Genomic DNA, 24,256 nt, shown 5'->3' on the forward strand with positions numbered 1-24,256 from the left:
GCCAGCCGCTACGCCCGGGACCATCCCATATGATGAACGGACCGCTGCGAAGAAACTGATCCGTGCGCGAGTCACCAGGAGTATCCTCACCCCCATGGGGCGATTCTTCGTCCCGGCACTGCACCAGGTCATCGTCGACCTGGCCGGGGCCGGCTCCGACACAGAGCTGCTCGCGGCAACGCCGGGCAGCAGCCTCAGCACGGCCATTCTGCCGATCATCGCGCTCGTCGCATCGCTGACCGCCGCGATCTGCGTCGGCACCCTCGTCGTCGCGTGGCTGCGGCCGCCCCCGCCGGGCGATGCGCTGGCCATCGTCGATGCCGAGGAAGCGGGCATCCTGCCGGTCGGGTTCGTGTCGGGGGAGGCGGCGACGCGGTGGCTGCCCGCGACGGTCGTGCTGCTCGCCGTCAACGGGGTCATCGCGATCGAGGATCGCCGCGACATCCGTGAAGCCCTCGATCTGCCCGAGGGGGAGCGGGGGAGGGCGAAGGACATCCACCTCGTGTTCGACGGCGAGTATCCGTTGGCGCCCCGTGCCGACGTCGAGACCGACGGAGCTGACGGCACGGTGCTCGCGATGCTCGCGCCCGGGCTCGCCGGCGGATCGCGCACGCTCAAGCGCGGGGCGATTGTCGACGTCGACCGGGTCGTGAAGAACAACGCGCCGCTGCTCGCGGTCACGCGCGACGGGTTCCGCGACGCGGCCGTCTGGTACCGCGAGAAGCGCCCCGGCATGCGGTTCCGGGTGGCGACCTACGCGGGCCTCACCGGGGTGGTGCTCGGGTTCGCGAGTCTCACCCTGCCCGACGACCCCTCGAGGTCGGTCGCCTGGAGCGCGATCGTGATCGGGGCGGCGGCGGTCGCGGTGCGCGTGTTCCTGCCGCGCGCGATTCCGCTGAACGCGGCCGGCATGCAGTTGCGCGCGCGGGCGAACGAGTTGCGTGCGGCGATCGAGGGGGCGGATGTCCCGTCCGTCGCCGCGGGCGAGAAGCTGTTGCCGTGGGCGGTGCTGTTCGGCGAGGCATCCGTGCTGCGCAGCTTCGCGGAGGTCGCGGCGACGTCGGGCACCGCGCCGACCTGGTACCGCTCGACGGCGCCGCTCTCGGTCGACCGCCTCGCGTCGTGCCTCGCGATCATCGCGGCCGAACTCGTGCAGCCCATCGGCGTGGGCGGCGGCCTGCTGCAGCGCACTGACGATTCCCGATTCGGCGTGCCGATGATCGCCGACACCAAGGGCTGGGGCGGCGGGTACCTCGCGGGCGGCGGCGACGGCGGCGTGTTCGGCGACGGCAGCGGCGGAGGCGGGTACGGCGACGCGCCCGGCGGCTTCGACGTGGGCGGCGGGTTCGACGGCGGCTTCGGTGGCGGCGACGGCGGCGGGGGCGGCGGCAACTGAACGCCCAGCGGCATCCGATCCAACGCCGCGGCATCCCGATCCAACACACGGAGGCCGCCGCGCCGCATCAGGAGTAGCCTGTGCCCCACACGCGCAAAGGGGGATCACCGATGCCGTACTTCATCATCGAGCGCAACTACGCCGAAGACGTTCCGGTGCCGCTCGAGAACGCCGCCGACATCAACCTCATCAACGATGAAGAGGACGTGCGCTGGCTCTACTCGTTCCTGTCCGTCGACCGTCGCAAGAGCTATTGCCTCTACGAGGCGGCGTCGATGGAGGCGATTCGCGCGGCGGCCGTACGCGCCGGCATGCCCGCCGACGTCATCACCGAGGTCGACGGCCGCATGATGCCGACCGGGTTGCTCGCTGCCGTCAGCTGACGGCAGCCAGCACACGACGGCAGACGGCACACGACGGCAGACGGCACACGACGGCAGTCGGCAGCCGCACGCCTAGGCGCCGTCGCCCGCGAGCCCGTGCTCGCGCGCGAACATCGCGGCCTGCGTGCGGTTGACCGCCCCGATCTTCGTCAGGATGTTGCGCACGTGGTTCGCCGCCGTGTGCTCGCTGATCACGAGCGCCGAGGCGATGTCGCGATTGCTGCGCCCCTCGGCGATGAGCCCGATGACCTCGCATTCGCGCGCGGTCAGCCCGTTCACCTCCCGAGCGGATGCCCCGGCGCCCGCGTCGAGCGCCCGCAGCACCTTCACGAGACCGGCGGGCTCGGCGATCGCGCGGGCCCGGGTGGCGAGTGCGCTCGCCGCGGGCGATCGGGGGTCTGCCCGGCGCAGGTGCGCCGCGTGGGCAGCAAGGGCCCGGGCGGCATGCAGTGAGGCGTCGCTGCGGTCGGCGAGGGCGAGTGCGGCGTCGAAGCGTTCGCCGGGCGAACCGAACCCGCAGAGCGACTCGACCTCGCCGAGGTAGCAGTCGGCGGCGCCGAACGGGGCGATGAACAGGCCCGACATGAGGTTCAGCCCCGCGTACTCCTCGAGCCACGGGTGCAGCACCGACGCGGTGTCGGTGTCGCCGAGCCAGAGCGCCGCCTCGGTCATGAATACGAGACGTGCGGGCCAGTCGCTCGAGTTGCTCGGCTCGGCCTCGGTGTGCTCGAGCATCCACGCGAGCGTGCGGCGCGCGGGCCGCTCGAGCTCGAGCTCGGTGTAGAGGGCGAGCAGCCCAGGCGCCCATCGCTCGGTCGGCGACTCGTCGCCGCTGATGAGCGGTCGCACGGCGTCGAGCCGTCCGGCCTCGCGGCGAAGCATGAAGTCCTGGAGCGCGCTCGCCGCCGACGTGGCATCGCCGCGGAACACGCTCTCGCGGTGCCGGGCTCGCCGGGCGGCCGTCTCAGCGGCATCGAGACGGCCCGCCACGAGGGCGCGCGTGAACCGCACGCACTCGATCCAGTACCGCCAGTGGCGTTCCCAGCTTCGGCTCATCACATCGAGTTGGCGTTCCGAGTCGTCGAGGCCGGCCCGATCGCCGACGAGGTACGAGAAGGCTGCGTGGTGCATGGTCGCCGCACCGTGCCAGTCGTTGTCGGCGAGGTGGGTCAAGGTGATGAGTTCGGCGGCGCGCTCGAGACGCTCGGCGACACCCCGTGGTCGGAGCGTCAGCGTCACCGAGGTGCGCAGCGTCGCCGCGAGCAGGTGCTGGTCGCCGTGCGCGCGGGCGAGGGCGACCGCCCGGGCCGCGATCGGCTCGGCCGCGTCGATGGCGCCCGTGAACGCCGTCGCCCTGGCGAACGCGCCGAGCGCCTCGATGTAGAGCGGATCGTCGTCATCGGCGGGCACGGCGTCGAGGGCCTCGGCGAGCATCTCGCGGGCATGGAGTCCGGGCAGGCCGGGGCGCCACGAGGCATCCTCGTAGCCGATCGCCGCGCGCAGGCGCTGCCGCGCATTTCCCACCTCGCTCGCCTGCCCGAAGAGTGCACGGGCGCGAGCGGTGTCGGCGGCGAGATCCCAGCACTCCGCCGCGCGCAGCAGCAGCTCGGCACGGTCGTCGGCGTCGGGCGTGATCTCGGCCGCCCGGATGAAGAGCGCGCCCGCGTCGTCGGGCGCGATGCGACCCTTCGCGAGCTCGGCCGCACGTGCGAGGTACATGACCGCGCGATCGCCGAAGCCGAGCGCGCGCGCCGCGGTGTAATGGTGCGCGAGTCGCTGCACGAGCCGCGGCGCGGCCGGGAAGTCGGCCTCGAGCGTCTGCGCGATGCGCGCGTGGGTGCGGAGCACGTCACTTGGAGGAATCACGTCGATGATCGCCTGCCGCGCGATCGCGTGCGCGAACCGGTAGTGGTCGCCCGCGCGCCGCGGCGGCTCGATGAGGCCGCCGCGCACCGCGGCATCCATCGCCCCCAAGGTCACCTCGACGGATGCCTCGCTGATGCCGAGCACCTCGGTGAGATCGACCTCCTGGCCGAGCACGGCGGCGAGCACGAGCACCGACCGCTGGGTCTCGTCGAGCACGGCGATGCGCGTGCGGGCCATGTCGCTGACCGTGTCGGGCAGCTCGATGACGCGCTCGCTGCCGTGCTGCTCGGCCTCGACGACCGGGCGCCACATCGCCCGCAGCAGGAACGGGTTGCCGCCCGTGAGCTCGTGCAGCACGTCGGCCGAGTCGAGCGCGCGCTCGCGGGAGAGGCCGGCGCGGGCCACGACGTAGTCGGTGATCTCATCGACGGTGAAGGGCACGAGCGCGATGCGCTGCACGCCGTGCAGCCGGGCGAGCGGGGTGAGCGAGTCGGCGAGCGGCTCCGAACGGTCGGGCGGCGAGTTGCGGAACGCGCCGAGGAGCAGCACCCGGCGGTCGGTCGTGCCCTCGACGACGCGGCTGAGCAGTCGCATGGCCGCCGGCCCCGCCCAGTGCAGGTCGTCGAGCGCGAGCACCACCGGCCGGGTCGTCGCCGCCGCACGCAGCACCTCGACGACCGCGGTGTACACGCGCTCCTGCCCGGTCGAGCGGTCGGCGGCATCCTGATCGGCCTGCTCGAGCACCCGTTCGAGCAGCTCGACCGATTCGAGGGCGGATGCCGCGGCGGCATCCGCTCGGTAGGCCGGGAGCACTGCTCGCAGCGGTTCGTCGAAGGGCTCGAACGGGGCGCCGATCTCCTGGATGCAGGAGCCGGTGAGCACGGCCGCACCGCTCGCGCTGAGCCGGGTGCAGACCTCGCTCACGAGCCGGGACTTGCCCGACCCCGCGTCGCCGCTGATGAACACCGCCCGCCCGGCACCCGCGAGCGCGTCGGCCCATGCGGCATCGAGCGCCGCGACTTCGTCGTGCCGCGCGATGAACGGGGGCTGGCCGGAGGTCGTCCAAACCGCCGGCAGCGCCGGGGCGGACCAATCCCGCATGCCCCTCACGATAGTCCGCGGTCGCGCGTGCGGCGATGACGCGAATTGACTACGCGAGCGTGTGCTCGAAGATGGTCGGCTCGCGTCATGTGGCGCGGCCGCGCCCTTCCTACCGTGAGTCCCAGCGGTGCTCCTCCAGGAGCCCGCATCACGGAAGGAAAGGGATCATGAACGCACGTGCGTTCCTCATCATCCCGGCCGTGCTGACCTTGGGCGTGCTGGCCGGTTGCGGCCAGACCGACGGCGGCACCGGCGGGGGAGCGGGCGACGGTTCGACCCGCGTCAAGATGGGGTCGACCGAGGTCTGTCACATGGCCGCGTACATTCGCGAGCGGGCCCCCGAGGGGCTCTGCGACGGGGCCGGGGATGCCCCCGCAACTGAAGATGTCGAGGGAGCCGTCGTCAACGACGACCTGTCGCCGCTGAGCGGCAAGTGAGCGGCGACCGAGACAACGGCCGAGACGACGAAGGTGGGCGGATGCCTCGGCACCCGCCCACCTCGTCGCGCGGCCTACTTCTGCTTGACCCGCTTGAGCTGCTTCACCGCCTTCTCGACGAGCTTCGTCACGTCCTTCACGTCGCGCGCCGTCGCGCGGGAACCCGCGAGCACGACCTCGCCGGTCGCGACGGCGTCGTCGAGGTTCGCGAGCGAGGCATCCGTGTACTTCGATCGTTCGACGGCCGCGGCACTCGCGAGCGCCGCCTCGAGCGTCACGGTGCCGACCGGGGCGGCCGACGACTCGGGGGCGACCAGCCGCACCTCGTCGAGCACGCCCCAGGCGCCCGCCGAGAGTGAGAACTCGGCCGCGATCTCGACGATGCCGTCGGCGCCGACGACCACCTGGGGCACGGTCGCGGTGTGGAACTCGTTCCACGCCGTGAACTCCATCGGTGCGCTCCACGAGCCGGCCGAGGTCGTCGCGGAGAGCACTCGGGTGTCGGTCGACGGGCTGTTCGTGCCCTGCGTCGTCGCCTCGAGCACGTAGGTGCCGGCGGGCACGCCCGTGAGGGTCTGCTTCGCCGACGTCTCGTAGGCCCAGCCGTTCCAGAACGTCACGCCGAAGTCGCCGGCGGAGGCGTCGGCGGTCTCGGCGCGCGCGGCCGGCTCGGTGAGCCGCCACGCGCTCATGTCGCTCGCCTCGAAGCCGGGGTTCTGCACGAAGTTCGGCGCGACCACGTCGACGGCGGCCACCACGCGCAGGCCCGACTCGGTCGTGCCGGGAATCGAGTAGGAGCCCGGTCCGCGGATCCAGTCGACCGCTCGGCTCCACTCGACCGACGGATGCTCCGTGCTGCCGTCGTTGAAGTTCACGGCGATCGTCTCGGGCAGGGTCACCGGCGAGCCATCCGTCACCATCAGGGCGACCGGCTCGATCGTCGTGATCGCGCGCGGGGCGACCGCGCCGGTGACGACGTACTCGAAGGTGCGGAGCGACTCGAGCGGCGTGCCGTCCCACGCGAAGAGCGACTGGTTGTCCCACGCCGAGCCGCCGTAGAACTCGCCGACGTGCACGGGGTCGTAGTCGCTCGCGGCGCTCGTCGCCCAGCCCGAGCCGTCGCGCTCCCAGAGCACGCGGTTCGCCTCGACCTCGGCGGCGGGGCCGACGGGCAGCCAGGCCGGCTCCCAGTAGAACACGCCGAGGCCGGCGTCGCCGACGGCGGTGACCGCGGCGATCACGTCGCGCAGTTGCGTCGCCTGGCCCTGCACGCTCACGGGGTACTGACCGGTGGTGCCGGCCGCGCCGATGACGTTGCCGTACCCGTCGCCATCGTCGAGGGTGCGCGCCCATGACGTCTCGGCGACCATGACCTGCTTGCCATAGGTCGTCGCGATGTCGCTCAGCACCGAGGTGAGGTTCTCGGTCGTGCCGTGCCAGAACGGGTAGTACGAGCTCGCGAAGACGTCGTAGTCGACGCCGAACTGCGCGAGGCCGGCGGCGTAGGTCGCGTAGCGGCCGGGCGTCTCGGGGTTCGTGAAGTGCACCGCGACGAGTGCGTCGGGCAGGGTCTCGCGGGTGGCGGCGCTGCCCGCGGCGACGAGCGCCGCGAACTGGGCGTCGATCTCGCGGCCCGGACGGGTGTGGCCCGCGATGGCGTTGTTCGTCTCGTTGCCGATCTGCACCATCGAGACGTCGACGCCCGCCGCCTCGAACGCCTGCAGCGACGACACGGTGAAGTCGTGCAGCGCGGTCACGGTCTCGGCGTCGGAGAGTCCGGCCCAGGCCTTCGGCGCGAGCTGGCGGCCGGGGTCGGCCCAGAAGTCGGAGTAGTGGAAGTCGACGAGCACCTCGAGGCCCGCCGCGGTCGCCCGCTGCCCGATCTCGACGGCGCGCGCGACGTCGACATCACCCCCGCCGTAGCCGCGTCCGGCGGCGTCGAACGGGTCGTTCCAGACCCGCACGCGCACGGTGTTCACGCCGTCGGCGGCGAGCACGTCGAACAGGTCGGCGGGCGCCCCCGACTCGTCGCGGAAGACGACGCCGCTCTCCTCGAGCGAGAGCACCGTCGACACGTCGACGCCGTTCACGAAGTCGGGGGAGAGCCCGTCGACCTTCTCGACGGAGATGCCCGCCTCGACGGGGCCGGCGCCCGGGGCGTCAGCCGGTTCGGATGCCGCGGCCGCCGAGGCGCCCGCGGGTATCGCGATCAGGGTGGCGAGCGTCGCCGCCAGGGCGGCGGCCCCGGCCATTCTTGGATGTCTCTGCACGATCCGTTTCCCTCTCGATCTGGCAGCCTCGCGGGTCGCCGCCCGAGTCGGGCGAACGGATCCGCGACGTTGCGGTGTTCGTTCTGGTGGTGCTGGTCGGGTGGGCGGCGGCTCCGATGCGGCAGCCGCCCGTCGGTGCGGCTAGTCCCCGCTGGGCGCGAGCCGGATGACGCGCGTGCCGCCGGCCGGCACGAGCGTCGCGGCATCCGTCGCCGCACCGGTCGCGACGTCAGTGCCCGCGGCCGCGATCGCGGCGTCGGTCTCGGCGTGGTTGATCGCGACGAGGTAGCGGGTGCCATCGCCAGCGACGCGGATGACGCGTTCGAGCCCGAGCGGCGGCGGGGCGACCTCGAGGCCGGCGTCGGCGAGCACGCCGCCGATGAACGCGGCGAGCTCGCCGCCGTCGAGCCTCGTGGAGAGGTACCAGGCGGCGCCGTCGCCGAGCGCGTTGCGGGTGACGGCGGGCAGGCCCGCAGCAGGTCCGTCGACGAAACGCTCGACGGCGGCCGCGCCCTCGAGGTGGATCTCGTCGGTCCACACGGCGCCGCTCGACCCGTCGGTGAGGGCGACGACGCCGCCCTCGCGGAGCGGCTGGAACTCCTCGATCGCCAGGCCGAGCACCTCGCGCAGGCGGCCGGGGAACGGGCCCGACGGCACGGCGTCGAACTCGTCGACGATGCCCGAGAAGTACGACACGGCGAGCACGCCGCCGCCCGACACGTAGCCCTGCAGGTTCGCGGTCGAGGCCTCGTCGAGCAGGTACAGCGACGGCGCGAACACGGCCGAGTAGCCCGACAGGTCGGCGCCCGGGTGCACGAAGTCGACGGTCACGCCGAGCTTCCACAGCTCGGAGTAGAACGCCTCGAGGCGCTCGCGATGCGAGAGGTCGACCGAGGGCCGCCACTCGAGCTCCTGCGCCCAGAACGACTCGGTGCTCCAGATCACGGCGACGGATGCCTCGACGCGGCTGCCGCGCAGCTCCGACAGGTCGCCGACGAGCTCGCCGAGCCCCACGACCTCCTTCCACACGCGCGACGAGCGGCCGGCGTGGGGGAGCATCGCCGAGTGGAACTTCTCGGCGCCGAAGCGGCTCGCCCGGAACTGGAAGAACATGATCGCGTCGGCGCCGCGGGCGAGGTGGGCCATGCTGTTGCGCGCGAGCTCGCCGGGGCGCTTCGCGACGTTGCGCGGCTGCCAGTTGACGGCCGAGGTCGAGTGCTCCATGAGCACCCACGGGCGGCCGGCCGCGAGCGAGCGGGTGAAGTCGGCGTCCATCGCGAGCATGACGTGGGCGTCGATGCGCGAGGCCGTGAGGTAGTGGTCGTTCGAGACGATGTCGACCTCGGGCGCCCACTTCCAGTAGTCGACCGAGGGGCAGCTCGTGGCCATGAAGTTCGTCGTGATCGGCTGCGCGGCATGCCGCCGGATCGCGTCGCGCTCGAGCACGAAGCACTCGAGCAGCGCGTCGGAGCTGAACCGCTTGAAGTCGAGCTGGTGGGCGGGATTCGAGACGCTCGCCGACTGGCGGGGCGCGTCGACCTCATCCCACTCGCCGTACACCTGCCCCCAGAACGTCGTGCCCCACGCGCGGTTCAGCCCGTCGAGCGAGCCGTAGCGATTCGCGAGCCAGTGCCGGAAATTGACGACGGATGCCTCGTCGAAGCTCTCGGAGACGGGGGCGCCGTACTCGTTGTGCACGTGCCACATGACGACTGCGGGGTGCTGCGCGTAGCGCTCGGCGAGCCGCTCGGCGATGGCTGACGCCGCTCGGCGGTACTCGGGGCTCGACGGCGAGACGATGCCGCGCGAGCCGAAGCCGAGGGCGACGCCGTCGCGGGTCACGGGCCGCGCCTGCGGGTACGCCTTCCAGAACCAGGCCGGCGGCACGGTCGTGGGCGTGCCGAGGTCGACGTCGATGCCGGCGCCGGCGAGCAGGTCGAGCACCTCGTCGAGGAAGGCGAAGTCGTACTCGCCCTCGCGCGGCTCGAGCAGCGCCCACGAGAAGATGCCGACGCTCACGAGGTTGACGCCGGCCTCGCGCATGAGCTCGATGTCCTCGAGCCAGGTCTCGCGGGTCCACTGCTCGGGGTTGTAGTCGCCGCCGAAGCGGATCGCCGAGGTGCCGGGCATCCAGCCGCTGCGCGCCGACGTCGACGTCGACGAAGCAGAAGCGGAGGCGGAAGCGGGTGCGCTTGCCGTGGCGGTGGTCGCCTCGGCGCCCATGACGGGGGCTGGGCGTGAGGTCGGCGCAGGCTGCGAAGGCATGGAGTGTTCTCCCTTGAAACTGTGTGCGGTCACAGTTCTAACACAGGATGAGATCGTTACGCCATCTGTTGATCCCGGAGTTGACACGAAAGCGCGGCTGTGCGTTACTGGGATCGCTCACAGGCACAACGTGGTCCTCTCTCGATCGCGTGCGGCCACGGGGCATCCGCAATCACAGCTTTCGACAAGGAGGACGAATGCGTGCAGCATTCCGCACCGGCGCCGTTGCAGCCGTTGCCGCAGCAGCGCTGATCATGACCGGTTGCTCGGCAGATGCAGGCTCAGAGGGCAGTGCCGACGACCCGGTGGAACTCACCTACTGGGCCTGGGCGCCGAACCTCGACAAGGTCGTCGACCTCTGGAACGACGAGAACCCCGACATCCAGGTCACCGTCAACAAGCAGGACGGCGGCGACCCCGCGATCACCAAGCTGCTCACGGCGATCAAGGCCGGCAGCGGCGCACCCGACCTGATCCAGGCCGAGTACCAGAAGATCCCGACGCTCGTCTCGAGCGACGCACTCGCCGACCTCGCCGGCACGAGCGCCGCCGACCTCTCGGGCGAGTTCCCGTCGGGCGTGTGGGACTCGGTCACCCTCGGCGGCGACGCGCTCTACGCGATCCCGCAGGACACGGGACCCATGATGTTCTACTACCGCGACGACATCTTCACCCAGCTCGGCCTCACCGTGCCCACGACGTGGGACGAGTATGCCGAGACGGCCCGCGCACTGCACGCGGCCGACCCCGCCAAGTATCTCGGCACCTTCTCGTCGAACGATGCCGGATGGTTCGCCGGGCTCGCGCAGCAGGCCGAGGCCGAGTGGTGGTCGATCGACGGCGACGCCTGGGGCGTCGGCATCGACGAGGAGCCCACGCAGAAGGTCGCCGACTACTGGGGCGGACTCGTCGAGGAGGGCGTCATCGACAACAAGCCGATGTACACCCCCGAGTGGAACGCGGCCCTGAACGACGGCACGCAGGCCGGCTGGCTCGGCGCCGTCTGGGGCCCGGGCGTGCTGAGCGGCAACGCCGCCGACACTGCGGGGCTGTGGAAGGCCGCGACCCTGCCGAACTGGGGTTCCGACGCCTCCAACGGCAACTGGGGCGGCTCGTCGACGGCGGTCACCTCGCAGTCGAAGCACGTCGACGCCGCGGTGAAGTTCGCCACCTGGCTGAACACCGACCCCGACGCCGTGCAGGCCCTCGTCACCGAGACCGGCATCTACCCGGCCTCGACGGATGCCGCGGCATCCACCCTCTCGGAGGCGCCCGAGTTCTTCAGCAACCAGCCCGACTTCTACGACGTCGCAGCCGACGCCGCGCAGTCGGTCGCGCCCTTCCAGTACGGCCCGAACGTGAACGTCGCGTTCAGCGCCTACAACGACGAGTTCGCGAAGGCCGCCGAGTCGAAGACCCGTCAAGCGTTCCTCGACGCGGTCGCGGCGATGCAGCAGATCACGGTCGACGACCTGGAGTCCAGCGGCTTCACCGTCGCCGACTAGCTCGAGTTCGAGGGGGCGCTGCGCCGCGGCGCCCCCTCGCCCCAGTTCCACCCGCCCCTGGAAGGACCGACACATGACCGCAACGGTCGACGCCCCGAGCGGCGAAACCCGGCCGGTACGGCCCGCGCCGCAGCGTCCGGCGAAACGGCGCAGTTCCGCCCGCCGTCACGTCACCCCGTGGATGATGCTCGCGCCCGGCATCGTGCTCTTCACGCTGTTCATGGCCGCGCCGATCCTCTACACCTTCGCGCTCTCCTTCCAGAAGGAGCTCGTGTCGGGACTCGGCCTCGGCTCGGGCTCGCGCACCCGCGCCTTCGCAGGCCTCGAGAACTACATCGCGACGTTCACCGACCCCGAGTTCCTCGCGAGCGTCGGCCGGGTGCTCGTCTACGGACTCATCCTCGTGCCGATGATGCTCGGCCTCGCGCTGCTCTTCGCGCTGCTGCTCGACGCGCGGCGCACGGGTGCGAAGGGCTTCTCGCGGGTCTCGATCTTCCTGCCGTACGCGGTGCCGGCGGTCATCTCGTCGCTGCTCTGGGGCTTCCTCTACCTGCCCGCCGTCAGCCCCTTCTACTGGATCTTCGAACAGCTCGGCTGGGACGACGTGCCGTCGCTCCTCTCACCCGGCCTCGTCGTGTTCGCCATCGCGAACATCGGCCTGTGGGGCGGCGTCGGCTTCAACATGATCGTCATCTACACCTCGCTGAAGGCGGTGCCGACCGAGATCTACGAGGCCGCGCGCATCGACGGCGCGAGCGAGCGCCAGATCGCACTGCGCATCAAGGTGCCGATCATCATGCCCGCGCTCATCATGACCGCGCTGTTCTCGATGATCGCGACGCTGCAGGTGTTCGCCGAGCCGACGACCCTGCGGCCGCTCACCAACAGCCTCTCGACCACCTGGTCGCCGCTCATGTACGTCTACCGCGACGCGTTCACGCGCGACGACATCTACTCGGCCGCCGCCACCTCGGTGATCATCGCCGTGGCGACGTTCGCCATCTCCTTCCTGTTCCTCCGCGTCGTGCAGCGACGCGCCTTCGGCCAGGAGGACTGAGCCGTGACCATCACCAACCAGACCCGCGCCATGATCGTGCCCGACCTCGACGAGGCATCCGGTCGCCGCAGCCGAAGGGGTGCGAAGGGCGACCAGCGGATGCCCCTGGCCGTCGGCACCACCGCCGTGCTGCTGCTCGGCGCCCTCTACTGCCTGCTGCCCGTCGCATGGGTCGTCATCGCCTCGACGAAGGATGCCTCGGAGCTGTTCTCGACGTTCACCTTCGCGCCGAGCACGCACCTGTGGGACAACATCGTCGAGCTGACGAACTACCGCGACGGCCTCTACTGGCGGTGGATGTCGAACACGGCCCTCTACGCCGGCTTCGGCGCGATCGTCTCGACCTACGTCTCGGCGCTGTCGGGCTACGCGCTCGCGAAGTACGTGTTCCCCGGCAAGAACGTCGTGTTCCGGGTGCTGCTCATGGGCGTGCTCGTGCCGGGCGTCATCGTCGCGATTCCGCAGTACCTGCTGCTCGCGCAGGTCGGGCTCACGAACACCTACTGGTCGGTGCTGCTGCCGCAGCTCATCAGCCCGTACGGCATCTACCTCGCCCGCATCTACGCGGCGGCCGCCGTGCCGACCGACATCATCGAGTCGGCCCGCACCGAGGGGGCGCGCGAGCTCTCCATCTTCCACCGCATCGCCCTGCCGATGATGGGGCCGGGGCTCGTGACGATCTTCCTGTTCCAGTTCGTCGCCGTGTGGAACAACTTCATGCTGCCGTACATCATGCTCGGCAACGACGAGCTGTTCCCGATCACGGTCGGGCTCTCGGGGCTCCTGAACCAGGGGGCGTCGCTGCCGGCGATGTACACGCTCGTGATCACGGGAGCACTGCTGTCGATCGTTCCGCTCATCGCGCTCTTCCTCGTGCTGCAGCGGTACTGGCGCGTCGACCTCGCCGCCGGTGCCGTGAAGGCATGACCCCTCATACACTGGCCACGTGACTGAGAACGCGCCCCGCAGGCGTCCCACCATCGAGGACGTCGCCCGCGAGTCCGGGGTATCCCGCGGCACGGTCTCCCGAGTGCTGAACGGCGGTCACTGGGTGAGCCCCACGGCCCGCGAGGCCGTCGAACGCGCCATCAAGAAGACCGGGTACCGCATCAACCCGCACGCGCGGAACCTCGCGACCGCCCGGGCGAACTCGATCGCGTTCCTGCTCACCGAGTCGCACGACCGGCTCTTCGAGGACCCGAACTTCGCGGTGCTCATGCGCGGAGCGGCCGATGCGCTCGCCGAACGCGACCTGCCGCTCGTGCTGCTCATGGCGGGCTCCGACGACGAGCAGCGGCGGGCGACCGAGTTCATCACGGCCGGTCACGTCGACGGCGCCCTGCTCGTCTCGTCGCACCTCGGCCGGGAGGGGTTCCTGAAGTCGCTCGTCGATGCCGAGGTGCCCGTCGTCGCGTGCGGGGTGCCGCTCGGCTACGAGCGCCGCATCGGCTACGTCGCCGCCGACGACCTCGAGGGCGCCCGCGACATGGTGGCCTACCTCCGCGACTCGGGCCGGCGACGCATCGCCACCATCAGCGGGCCGGTCGACACCTCGGGCGGCATCGGCCGACTCGAGGGCTATCGCCTCGAACTCGGCGACGCCTTCGACGAGCGTCTCGTCGCCGTCGGCGACTACTCCCGCGCGAGCGGGGCGCAGGCCATGGCCGAGCTGCTCGACAGCGTGCCCGACCTCGACGCCGTCTTCGTCGCCAACGACGTGATGGCCGCGGGCGCCGTCGAGGTGCTGCAGTCGCGCGGGCGCCGTGTGCCCGACGACGTCGCCGTCGCCGGGTTCGACGACGCGCCGATCGCGACGCGCGTCGAGCCGGCACTCACGACGATGCGCCAGCCCTTCGAGCGCATCGCGCACGAGATGGTGCGCATGCTGCTCGACGTGATCGACGGCCGACCGGCCGGGCGCATGACGCTGCCGACCGAGCTCGTGCGGCGCGAGTCGGCCTGATCGCGGGTCGGAGGGCTGAAGCCGCGCTGGCGCCGGTCTCCGCTCAGCACGCCTCGGCGGCGTCAGCCTCTGCACGGGCCGCGGTGCTCCCAGTGTCACGCGGCGCGTAGCGCTCGAGCGACAGGTTGTTCGTCACCGTCATCATGCGCGTGTCGGTTCGCGGACCCTCAGCCCGGCGGGATGTTCTGGTTCAGCCGGAAGAGGTTGCCGGGGTCGTATTTGCGCTTGAGCGCCTTCAACCGGTCGTACTTCTCCGCGCCGTACGCCTGGCGGATGCGCTCCTCGCCCTCCTCCATGAGGAAGTTCATGTAGACGCTCGTGTGGAAGGGCTCGAGCGCCGACCAGAAGTCGCGGACCCACTCGCGTTCGGCATCGAAGCCCTCGGCCGACGCCGTGGCGGCGTTGATGTTGAAGGTGTGCCCGACGCCGCGTCCGCTGAACGCCATCTCGTTCTCGCCGACCCGCGCGACGGCACCGCCGACCTGCCAGATCGGGAAGCTCGTCAGCGGCGACTGGATGCGCCGCGTGTGCTCGACCGTGATGTCGATCACCTCGTCGCTCAGTTCGGCGACGTCGCACGAGCGGAAGTAGTACCAGCGACCGGGCGGGAAGGACGGGTCGAACATCGCCTGGTGCTCGATGAAGGGCTTCGGCTCGCACTGGTCGAGCACCGGCGAACCGAACTGCTTCATCGGGCGCACGACCCGCTCGCCCTCGTCGATCGGCCCCGTGTAGCAGCAGACCACGCCGACGATGAGCTTGCCGTGCAGCTCCGGTGGAACGAAGGGGAGCGGCGGTGCCTTGCGATGCATCACGATCGTCATCAGCTCGTCGGGCGCGTCGGCGATCCAGTCGCGGTAGAAGCGCAGCACCTGCGGCGACTGCTCGATCGGCCAGAAGATGGGGCCGGCGATGACGGTCGGTCCGACCTCGCACAGGTTGAAGTCGAACGCGGTGACGATGCCGAAGTTGCCGCCGCCGCCGCGCACGCCCCAGAACAGGTCGGCGTTCTCGGCCTCGCTCGCGATCACGCGCTCGCCCGCGGCGGTGGTGAGCTCGACCGACGACAGCTGGTCGATGCTCAGGCCGTACTTGCGCATGACCCACCCGATGCCGCCGCCGAGCGTCAGGCCGGCGACGCCGGTGTGCGTGACGATGCCGCTCGGCACCGCAAGCCCCGACGGCTGCGTCGCACGGTCGACGTCGCCGAGCAGTGCGCCGCCCTGCACATGCGCCGTGCGCGCCTCGGGGTCGACGGTGACCGACCTCATCGGCGCGAGGTCGATGACGATGCCGTCATCGCAGACCGAGAGGCCGGGAAAGCTGTGCCCGCCGCCACGGACCGCGACGGGCAGGCCGGTTCGGCGGGCGAACGTGAGCGCCGCACCGACGTCGTCGGCGCCGACGCATCGGGCGATCACGGCGGGACGACGGTCGATCGAGCCGTTCCAGACCCTGCGGTACTCGTCGTAGCTGCCGTCGTCGGGCCGCACGATCTCGCCAGCGAACCCCGATTCCAACTCGCTGAACGCGGCTGCATCGACCGCCACGGCCATCCCGTCAAGCTACTCCTCGGGTCTCGTGCCCGCCAGCGGGAATCGAGCCGGGCGCGGCGTCACGAGCTGCCGCGACATCCGCTCGATCGTCGCGGTATCGTCATCTGTCCGCACGACAGAAGGAGCCCGAAGCCCATGCCCGAACTCATCCTCGCCGGTACCGACCAGCAGACCGTGCCCGTCGTGATCTCGATCGCGCAGGGCCTCGGCTACGAGGCGACGCAGCCGTCGCAGTCGAGCATCAAGCTCGAGCGCGGCAACCTCACCAAGACGCTGCTGCTCGGGGCGATGGCGGGCAAGAACTTCCACATCTCGTTCACGTTCGACATCGGCGTCGACCAGCACGGCAACACGTGGCTGCGCTTCGATCAGGACGGCGCGCTCGGCGCGGTCAAGGGCGGCGCCATCGGCTACGCGAAGAGCAAGAACGCGTACGGCGAGTTCATCAACGCGATGCGCGCCGAGACGATGCAGCGCGGGCTGCTTCTCGGCGAGCGGTAGGGCGCGGAGGGGCGCGCGGAGCGGCGCCGCGGCCGGCGCCGATCGAAAACGGGGCGAGTTCTCCGGATTACTAGGTCATTTGACCCACTTGGCCCTACGCTCGATCGCACCACGGTCGTTCGATGCGCAAAGGAGCGCCAATGCCCACCCTCTTGCACCGCGCCGCAGCAGGGCTCGCCCTCGCCACTGCAGCCGCGCTCGCCCTCGTTCCGACGGCCGCGGCAGCGGCAGCGACCGCGCCGGCGGGCAGCGACACGAGCACCTCCCGCAGTGCGGGCAAGCCGGGCCACGGGGCATCCGGTCATGGGAAGAAGTCGACGGTCACCACCCCCGACGGGCGCGTCTTCATCACCGACGAGCAGGGCCGGGCGCTGCAGCTTCGCGGCTACAACGCGGCCAAGTACGTGCACGACCGGCTGACGCCGGGCGACATCGAGTCGATGGCCGACCAGGGCTTCAACTTCCTGCGGCTCGTCGTGCAGTGGCAGTACTTCGAGCCCGAGCAGGGCGACTACGACGAGGCGTACTTCGACTACGTCGAGTCGGTGCTCGACGCGGCCGACCGCGAGGGCGTGCACGTCATGCTCGACATGCACCAAGACGTCTACGGTCCGGTGTTCGGGGCGTCGGGGGCGCCCGAGTGGGCGACCCGCACCGACGGGCTGCCCTTCGTCGACGACCCGGCGAACTGGTTCAACAACTACTTCCAGCCCGCGGTGCAGCGCTCCTTCACGCACCTCTACGACGATGCCGACCTGCGCGCCGCGCAGCAGCAACTCTGGGTCGAGGTCGCCGACCGCTTCGGCGGTCACGACAGCCTGCTCGGCTACGACCTGTTCAACGAGCCGTTCGGCGAGTTCGAAGAGGGCGAGGACTGGGTCACCGCGTCGGCGCGCATCGAGTCGACCAAGATCAGCGACATGTACGACCGGTTGATCGACGCGGTGCGCTCGGTCGACGACGAGTCGTGGATCTTCCTCGAGCCGACCGTGCTCGTCGGCTACGGCGTGCCCACGCAGCTGCGCACCTTCGACGACCCGAAGCTCGGCTACGCGCCGCACTTCTACAACACGGGCGTCGAAGAGGGCGGCGACTGGACCGGCGACGACTTCGTCGTGAACTACGAGGCCGCGATCTCGGCCTACCCCTCAGCGAACGGCATGCCGCTGATCGTCGGCGAGTGGGGTGTTCCGAACTCCCGCACGCCGGGCAACGCCGCGCTCGTCGCCGCGCAGGTCGCGGCAATGGAGCGCTTCGCGAGCGGCTGGTCGATCTGGTACTACTGCCGCAGCGACGGCGGCGGTTATTGCGCGATGGATGCCGCGGGCGGGGCCGCTCCCGGCAACGAACCCGCGTTCGGCCCGTATGCACGAGCGATCTCCGGCGTGCCCGGTGCCGAGCACCTCGACGCGGCGAGCGGCGACTACACGGTGAGCTACACGGCCGGTGCCGGCCAGACCGAGATCTGGGTGCCGAAGACGGCCTACGAGCGGGCGCCCGAGGTGTCGATCACGGGCGGCAAGGCGCACTACAACGCGAAGAAGCAGACCCTGCGCATCACGGCGAAGCCGGGGTCGGCGGTCACCTTGACGCTCGAGAAGAAATGAGCGCCTGCTGACGCGTTGACCCAATGACCGCGGCGCCGGCTCGATCTTCGGATCGCCGGCGCCGCAGCATTTCGCGACGAGCGACGAGCGGCGACCGTGGCGACCGCGGCGACCGCGGCGACCGTGGCGACCGTGGCGACCGCGGTGACCGCGGCGACCGCGGCGACCGCGACGGTCGCGACGGTCGCGACGGCCGCTCGATCGACGCCTCAGTCGAGCGAGAGCACGCCTTCGGGGTCGCGCACCGCGACTCGGGCGCTGCCATCGGGCGCGCGGCCGACGAGCTCGGGCGCCGCCGCGAACACGCGCTTCGAGCCGTCGCCGACCCGGGTCACGCCCGTGAAGTCGAGCACGAGGCACGCGTCGTCGCTCACGAAGGGGGCCAGGCGCGTGAGCACCTCCTCGGCGCCCGAGAACATGATCTCGCCGCGCAGCACCGCGACCGTGTCGACGCCCTCGCGCTCGAGCGAGGCGATCGGCGAGAGCGGCACCCCGTGGTGCTGCAGCATGTGCAGGCCGTGCCGCTCCGACAGCAGTTCGAGGGTCGCGACGCCGCGCACGCTGTTGCCGCGGGCGTCGAGGCGCGGACTGAACGTGCCGATGCCGAACTGCCCCGGCTGCACCGCCACGATGCCGCCGCCGACCCCGCTCTTCGCGGGCAGTCCGACCCGTACGAGCCAGTCGCCCGAGGCGTCGTACATGCCGCAGCTCGTCATGACGGCCGTGGTCCAGCGGGCCGCGTTCTCGCTGACGACGCGTTCGTCGGTGACCGGGTTCACGCCGCCGGTGGCGAGCGTCGCCGCCATGATCGCGAGGTCGCGGGCGTTCACGGTGAGCGAGCACTGTCTGAAGTACGCGGTCGTCGCGACATCCGCCGTCGAACCGAGCGTGCCGGCCGAGCGGGTCAGGTGGGCGAGTGCGAGGTTGCGATCGCCGGTGGATGTCTCGGAGGAGAAGACCTCCTCGTCGACCTGCAGCTCGCGGCCGGCGAACCGCTCGATGCCGGCTCGCACGACATCGAACTTCTCGGCAGCGGTGTCGCCGCGCATGAGCGAGGTCGTCACGATCGCGCCCGCGTTGATGAGTGGGTTCAGCGGACGGCCGGTGGCGGCCTCGAGGCTGATCGCGTTGAACGGCTCGCCGCTCGGCTCGAGGCCGACGTGCTTCGTGACCTGGTGGAGGCCGAGCGCGTCGACCGCGAGGGCGAACACGAAGGGCTTCGACACCGACTGGATCGTGAACTCGGCATCGGCGTCGCCGGCCTCGTGCACGACCCCGTGGGTGCTGGCGAGCGCCGCGCCGAGTTGCTCCGGCTCGACGGTCGCGAGTTCTGGGATGTAGCTCGCGACCTCGCCGTCGGTGCGTTCTCGCACCGCCTCGAGCACGGAGTCGAGCGCGTGTCGGACCGGATCTCGCAGATCGGCTGGCATGGGGTCAGCATACGACCGGGTCGCCGCGTGAGCGAGACCGCGATCGGTGGAAACTGCGAATCGACTCCTCCTCCACAGGTGGGCAAATGTCGAGTTATTCACCTGCTGATCTGCGGTTTTGATGCCAGTTCGAATGTCAGTGGGTCGCGGCAGGATGGGGTCATGGACGGAATCGTCGAGGCGCTCGAGCAGGTGCGATCATCGCTGCTCGACGTCGTCGGGTTCGACGATCCCGCCATGTGGTCCGATCACGAGTTGCTCGCTGCGACCACCGCGATCGAGGCGGTCGGCCGGGTGATCGACGCGCGACGTGTCGCCTGCGCCGGCGAGGTCGGCGAGCGTTCCCGGGTCGAGCTGGGCGGTGAGCGGCTGTCGACCCGACGCGGATGCCGCTCCGTCGCCGAGCTCCTCGAGCGCGTCACGCAGGTGTCGGGCGCCGAGGCCCGGCGGCGCATCGCGCTCGGCTCGGCCACGCGCTCCCGCCGCGGACTGTCCGGCCATCCGTTGGAGGCACGGTTTCCCGAGGTAGCAGGGGCGCTCGCCGACGGAGAACTCGGGGCCGATGCAGCGTGCACGATCGTGCGCGAGCTCGACGGCACCCGGCGGGCCGCCGACCCCGTCGCCCTCCGCTCCGCCGAGCACGAACTCGTGGCGGCGGCGCTCGCAGCAGGCGAGGCCGCGCCGGTGCGCTGCTCCGCCGACGAGCTGCGGGTGCAGGCGCAGGCCTGGGCCGCGTTCCTCGACCAAGACGGGCCCGAGCCCGACGACGAACGAGCGATGCGGCGGCGAGGATTCCGGCTCGGCCGGGCTCGTGACGGGCTCATCCCGGTCGGCGGCGAGCTCCTGCCCGAGGTCGCTGCGGGGTTGCGCCGGCTCTTCGACGCGCACCTTGCGCCGCGGTCCGGGGGAGGCTTCATGACTGCCGAAGAACGAGCCGACATCGACCGCAACGGCGAACAGCGCACGGCCGATCAGCAGCGCCATGATGTCGTGGCGGCGATCATCGCGACAGCCGCCCGATCGGGCGAGCACCCGACGATCGGCGGGGCGGCACCCACGGTGCTCGTGAGCGTCCGCGCCGCCGACCTCGAGACCGGGCGCGGTGTTGCGCACGCCGACGGTGTCGAGATTCCGGTGTCGATTCGTGCGGCACGGCAGCTGATGTGCACCGGCGGCACTCAGCAGGTCACCTTCGACGGCCGCGGCCGCATCATCGGGCTGGGCTCGCCCGAGCGCTGCTTCACACCGCACCAACGCCGGGCGATCACGCTCCGCGATGGCGGGTGTCTCATCCCTGGGTGCAGCGTGCCGGCCGCGTGGTGCGAGATCCACCACGTCGTTCCCGACGTCGATGGCGGCCCGACTCACACCGACAACGGAGTGCTGCTCTGCTGGTTCCATCACCGCACGATCGAGACCTCGGGGTGGGGCATCCGCATGGTGAGCGGAGCTCCTCGGGTCCGGCCGCCCGCGTGGCTCGACCCTGGCGGCAGGTGGCGGCGGGCCACGAAGTCGCCGACGAGCATGGCCGACCGAGTCGAGCGAAGACCTGCTGCCGTGGCATGAGTCTGCCCGCCTCGCCTGACCGAGTCGAGGCGAGGCGGGCGGGGCGAGGCGAAGCGGGGCGAGGCGAAGCGGGGCGAGGCGAAGCGGGGCGAGGCGAAGCGGGGCGAGGCGTGCCGCCCCGGGCCGAAGCGGTCAGCGCGACAGCGAGACCCCGAGCGTGGCGAGCACGCCGAACACCGTGCCCCACAGCACGATCGAGATGATCTGCCAGAAGATCACGGCATTGCGGTTCGCGCCGAACGACACCATCGCGGCGGAGGTGAACTGGCTCGGCAGGATGGCCGGGCCGACGAGGCTCACGCCCGCGACGCCGTACTTGTCGAACGCCCGACGGATCTTCTCGCGCCGCGGCGACTCGACGGGTGCCTCGCCGGCGTCCGATCCGGAGTCCGACCCGGCGACGGCGGCGCCGCGTGCCGCCGCGGCCTTGCCGGCGACGACCTTGCCGCGCACGCCGTGCGCCGTCATCACGAAGATCAGCATCGAGATGACGTTGCCGACGACGGCCACCCCGATCGCGAGGGCGGTCGGCAGCCCGATCAGCACGCCGATCACCGCTCCGAAGTACGAGTCGATGAACGGGATCGCCGCCACGAGCATCACCCCGAACCACTGGAGGAAGGAGGGGAGGGAGGTGGTGAAGTCCTGCAGGGCGTCGATCACGACGAGTCCTTTCGTAGGGAGAGCGAAGTTCGGTCGGTGCCGGATGGCGTGGTTCAATCCTTCGCGGCGGGGCTCGGTCGCGGCAGTGCCGCGGTGTCAGGCGATCGCGTGGGAATTCGCACCTCGGACCGTGACAAATGTCACTGCCCTAGGCTCGGATCCATGCCCGCCGAACCCGCACGCAGTGTGCAGACCACCTGGCTGTACACGCTCGGGTCGATCGTCTTCTTCTTCGGATTCCTCGACCTCGTGGTCGTGCTGTCGATGCTCGAGACGTACGTGCGCACCGACGATGTCGTCACGGCCGTGCTCGTGGTGCTGCTGCTCATCGCGTCGGCGATGCAGCTGCGGTACTGCTGGTTCCTCCGCGTCGGCCGCGGCGGCGGCCTGCCGAACCCCTGGTGGACGGCGTCACTCGTGGCGCCCGCGCTGGCCGTCTGGGTGGTCGGCCTCTTCTCATCGGGCAACGAGCTCGCGGCCGCGGTGCCGCTGTGGGCGGCTGCCTCCCTCGTCGCCTGCCTGCTGCCGAAGCCGCAGCGCCGCCTCGTGCTGCTCGCCGGCCTCGTCACGGTCATCGCACACCCGATGCTCGCCACGGTCGTGACGGGCGTGCCGTTCTCGTTCGGGCGCAACTCCGACACGTGGATGATCGTCATCTTCGCCGCGATGCTGCCGGTCATGCTCCTCACGAGCATGTGGTGGTGGGAGGTCGTGGTGCAGCTCGATCGGCATCGCCGCACGGCCGCCGAGCTCGCCGTGACGCAGGAACGGCTGCGCTTCGCCTCCGACCTGCACGACATCCAGGGGCACCACCTGCAGGTCATCTCCCTGAAGTCCGAGCTCGCCGAGCGCATGCTCGAGATCGACCCGGCCGCCGCTCGCGAACTCGTGCACGAGACCCGCCTCATCGCGAAGCAGGCCCTCGAAGAGACGCGCTCGCTCGTCGCCGGCTACCGGCACGTCGCCTTCGACGACGAGCTCGAGAACGCCCGCGAGGTGCTCACCGCGTCGGGCGCCGAATGCACCCTGCGACTCGGGCCGCTGCCCGCCGACGCCCTCGCGCAGAGCGCGCTCGCGTCGGTCGTGCGCGAGGCGACGACCAACATCCTGCGACACAGCGAGGCCACGACGGTGACGATCGAATTGACGACGACGGCCGAGCGCACGGAGCTCGCGATCGCGAACGACGGCGTGCCGGTGGCGGATGCCTCGGCGCCCGGCCCTGCCGCCCTGCGCGCGCCGGGCTCGGGGCTCGCCGGCCTGCGCGAGCGGCTCGCCGCCGTGGGCGGCACGCTCGAGACGTCGACGGATGCCTCGCGCGCCCGCTTCGAGCTCCGGGCCACGGTGCCCGTGGGTGCGCGGGTGACGGCATGAGCGGCGGCATCCGCCTGCTCATCGCCGACGACGAGCACCTCATCCGCGGCGCCCTCGTCGCGCTCCTGAACCTCGAGCCCGACATCGAGGTCGTCGCGAGCGCCGACAACGGCGTGACCGCCGTCGAACTGGCGATCGCGACCGCGCCCGACGTGTGCCTGCTCGACCTCGAGATGCCGCACGCCGACGGGCTCGAGGCCGCGGCGCGAATCCTCGCCGAGGTGCCGACCCGCGTCGTGATCGTGACCCGGCACGCCCGCCCAGGTGTGCTGCGGCGTGCGCTGGCATCGAAGGTCTCGGGCTTCGTGCCGAAGTCGACGCCCGCCGAAGACCTCGCGCACGTCATCCGCGACGTCGCAGCGGGGCGCCGCTACATCGACCCCGAGATCGCGGCGACCGCGCTCACGGCGGAACGCTGCCCGCTCACCGATCGCGAGCTCGACGCGCTGCGCTACAGCCGCTCGACGACGAGCGTGCAGCAGATCGCCGAACGCCTGCACCTCGCGCAGGGCACCGTGCGCAACTACCTGTCCTCGGCGATGACGAAGCTCGACGCCTCGTCGCGGCACGAGGCCGCCGAGAAGGCGTGGCAGCAGGGCTGGATCTGAGCGCTGCGCACGCGCGGTGCGGCGCTGCTGGTCAGGGCGCGAGCCCCGGCACGAGCATCTCGACGCTGCGCTCGGCGAAGGCCGCGGCATCCGTCACCTCTCGCTCGCCCTCGTACGCGGCGAGGAATGCGCGGTGGAACGCGACGCCCACGATCAGCCGTGCGGCCGACTCGAGATCCGCATCCGCGCGGATGCGCCCGGTCGCCTGCTCCTCGCGGAGCAGGCGTGCAACGAGCGGCACGACCCCCTCGGGGCCGTAGCCGCGCGCACGCACGCCCTCGCGGTGCTCGGCGAGCAGTTCGGGTGCGCCGAAGATCGACGCCGACATCGGAAAGGTGCGCGTGAAGAACGAGAGCAGCGCGGTCACGATGCCCGCGAGCGTCTCGGGCAACGCCCGGTCGGATGCCTCGGGCAGTTCGATGCGCGGCATCCGCTCGGTGAGCACGGCGAGGAAGAGCTCCTGCTTGTCGGCGAAGTGCTTGTAGATGAGCGCTTCGGAGCACCCGGCGGCACGGGCGAGCTCGCGGGTCGTCGCGCCGACCACGCCACGATCGACGAGCACGATCGCGGCGGCGTCGAGGATGCGGTCGCGGGTGGTGGGGAGCTGAGGCATCCTGGCCTTCCACTTGACAGGTGAGTGTTTGCTCACCGTATCATCGAGGCAGGTGAGTAAATGCTTACTCACCAGACTTCGACCGAAGGACAGCC

19 protein-coding genes are annotated in these 24,256 nt (G+C 71.0%); 12 read left to right on the top strand and 7 right to left on the bottom strand.

The features are described from left to right. Positions 1–94: 94 nt before the first annotated feature. A complete protein-coding gene (locus tag ACFTQE_RS03205) occupies positions 95–1,396 on the top strand; it encodes a hypothetical protein (protein WP_376923691.1) in 1,302 nt (433 codons plus the stop codon). 110 nt (positions 1,397–1,506) lie between these two features. Beyond that, the gene (locus ACFTQE_RS03210; RefSeq protein WP_376923692.1) at positions 1,507–1,779 is read left to right on the top strand and encodes a DUF4242 domain-containing protein; all 273 of its coding nucleotides are present in this window, start codon (positions 1,507–1,509) and stop codon (positions 1,777–1,779) included. 72 nt (positions 1,780–1,851) lie between these two features. Here ACFTQE_RS03210 and ACFTQE_RS03215 read toward each other — a convergent pair whose 3' ends face one another. Beyond that, positions 1,852–4,746: an ATP-binding protein gene (locus ACFTQE_RS03215; RefSeq protein ID WP_376923693.1), complete on the bottom strand. Its 2,895-nt coding sequence runs from the start codon at positions 4,744–4,746 to the stop codon at positions 1,852–1,854. A gap of 167 nt (positions 4,747–4,913) precedes the next feature. Between ACFTQE_RS03215 and ACFTQE_RS03220 the strand changes: the two genes are divergently transcribed. Next, complete coding sequence (locus tag ACFTQE_RS03220) at positions 4,914–5,183, top strand: hypothetical protein (RefSeq protein ID WP_376923694.1); 270 nt, start codon at positions 4,914–4,916, stop codon at positions 5,181–5,183. A 74-nt stretch (positions 5,184–5,257) separates the two neighbouring features. Here ACFTQE_RS03220 and ACFTQE_RS03225 read toward each other — a convergent pair whose 3' ends face one another. Together ACFTQE_RS03225 and ACFTQE_RS03230 are read right to left on the bottom strand one after the other, a co-directional pair. Then, positions 5,258–7,435: a glycosyl hydrolase 53 family protein gene (locus tag ACFTQE_RS03225; protein ID WP_376923695.1), complete on the bottom strand. Its 2,178-nt coding sequence runs from the start codon at positions 7,433–7,435 to the stop codon at positions 5,258–5,260. A gap of 159 nt (positions 7,436–7,594) precedes the next feature. Then, complete coding sequence (locus ACFTQE_RS03230) at positions 7,595–9,718, bottom strand: beta-galactosidase (RefSeq protein WP_376923696.1); 2,124 nt, start codon at positions 9,716–9,718, stop codon at positions 7,595–7,597. A gap of 197 nt (positions 9,719–9,915) precedes the next feature. Between ACFTQE_RS03230 and ACFTQE_RS03235 the strand changes: the two genes are divergently transcribed. The 4 genes from ACFTQE_RS03235 to ACFTQE_RS03250 all read left to right on the top strand — a co-directional run bounded on the left by ACFTQE_RS03235 (position 9,916) and on the right by ACFTQE_RS03250 (position 14,243). After that, positions 9,916–11,223: an ABC transporter substrate-binding protein gene (locus tag ACFTQE_RS03235; RefSeq protein ID WP_376923697.1), complete on the top strand. Its 1,308-nt coding sequence runs from the start codon at positions 9,916–9,918 to the stop codon at positions 11,221–11,223. A gap of 73 nt (positions 11,224–11,296) precedes the next feature. Further along, positions 11,297–12,280 carry a carbohydrate ABC transporter permease gene (locus tag ACFTQE_RS03240; protein ID WP_376923698.1) on the top strand — a complete coding sequence of 328 codons (984 nt, stop codon included), beginning with the start codon at positions 11,297–11,299 and terminating at the stop codon, positions 12,278–12,280. Positions 12,281–12,379: 99 nt separating this feature from the next. Next, a complete protein-coding gene (locus tag ACFTQE_RS03245; RefSeq protein ID WP_376923732.1) occupies positions 12,380–13,207 on the top strand; it encodes a carbohydrate ABC transporter permease in 828 nt (275 codons plus the stop codon). A gap of 19 nt (positions 13,208–13,226) precedes the next feature. Next, on the top strand, positions 13,227–14,243 hold the full coding sequence (locus ACFTQE_RS03250) for a LacI family DNA-binding transcriptional regulator (RefSeq protein WP_376923699.1): 1,017 nt from the start codon (positions 13,227–13,229) through the stop codon (positions 14,241–14,243). Positions 14,244–14,410: 167 nt separating this feature from the next. Here ACFTQE_RS03250 and ACFTQE_RS03255 read toward each other — a convergent pair whose 3' ends face one another. Then, the gene (locus tag ACFTQE_RS03255) at positions 14,411–15,799 is read right to left on the bottom strand and encodes an FAD-binding oxidoreductase (RefSeq protein WP_376923700.1); all 1,389 of its coding nucleotides are present in this window, start codon (positions 15,797–15,799) and stop codon (positions 14,411–14,413) included. A 135-nt stretch (positions 15,800–15,934) separates the two neighbouring features. Here ACFTQE_RS03255 and ACFTQE_RS03260 point away from each other — a divergent pair, with 135 nt between their 5' ends. Next, positions 15,935–16,300 (top strand): hypothetical protein, encoded by a 366-nt coding sequence (locus ACFTQE_RS03260; RefSeq protein ID WP_376923701.1) that lies wholly within the window; start codon positions 15,935–15,937, stop codon positions 16,298–16,300. 140 nt (positions 16,301–16,440) lie between these two features. Further along, a complete protein-coding gene (locus tag ACFTQE_RS03265) occupies positions 16,441–17,907 on the top strand; it encodes a cellulase family glycosylhydrolase (protein ID WP_376923702.1) in 1,467 nt (488 codons plus the stop codon). A gap of 209 nt (positions 17,908–18,116) precedes the next feature. On the opposite strand, the gene glsA is transcribed toward ACFTQE_RS03265, so the two are convergent. Then, entirely contained in the window at positions 18,117–19,337 is a 1,221-nt protein-coding gene (gene glsA / locus ACFTQE_RS03270) for a glutaminase A (protein ID WP_376923703.1), read from the bottom strand. 162 nt (positions 19,338–19,499) lie between these two features. Between glsA and ACFTQE_RS03275 the strand changes: the two genes are divergently transcribed. Then, on the top strand, positions 19,500–20,903 hold the full coding sequence (locus ACFTQE_RS03275; RefSeq protein WP_376923704.1) for a DUF222 domain-containing protein: 1,404 nt from the start codon (positions 19,500–19,502) through the stop codon (positions 20,901–20,903). Between the two features lie 132 nt (positions 20,904–21,035). Here ACFTQE_RS03275 and ACFTQE_RS03280 read toward each other — a convergent pair whose 3' ends face one another. Continuing rightward, complete coding sequence (locus ACFTQE_RS03280) at positions 21,036–21,566, bottom strand: hypothetical protein (protein ID WP_376923705.1); 531 nt, start codon at positions 21,564–21,566, stop codon at positions 21,036–21,038. 162 nt (positions 21,567–21,728) lie between these two features. On the opposite strand from ACFTQE_RS03280, the gene ACFTQE_RS03285 reads away from it, so the two are divergent. Then, positions 21,729–22,940, top strand: coding sequence for a sensor histidine kinase (locus tag ACFTQE_RS03285; protein WP_376923706.1), 1,212 nt, complete (start codon positions 21,729–21,731; stop codon positions 22,938–22,940). Further along, a complete protein-coding gene (locus ACFTQE_RS03290; protein WP_376923707.1) occupies positions 22,937–23,548 on the top strand; it encodes a DNA-binding response regulator in 612 nt (203 codons plus the stop codon). Before ACFTQE_RS03285 ends, ACFTQE_RS03290 begins: the two co-directional genes overlap by 4 nt. A 31-nt stretch (positions 23,549–23,579) precedes the next feature. Here ACFTQE_RS03290 and ACFTQE_RS03295 read toward each other — a convergent pair whose 3' ends face one another. Further along, on the bottom strand, positions 23,580–24,161 hold the full coding sequence (locus tag ACFTQE_RS03295; protein ID WP_376923708.1) for a TetR/AcrR family transcriptional regulator: 582 nt from the start codon (positions 24,159–24,161) through the stop codon (positions 23,580–23,582). Positions 24,162–24,256 lie beyond the last annotated feature (95 nt).

It is taken from the genome of Agromyces sp. NPDC056965, assembly GCF_042673425.1.
In the GTDB taxonomy this organism is placed as follows: Bacteria; Actinomycetota; Actinomycetes; order Actinomycetales; family Microbacteriaceae; genus Agromyces.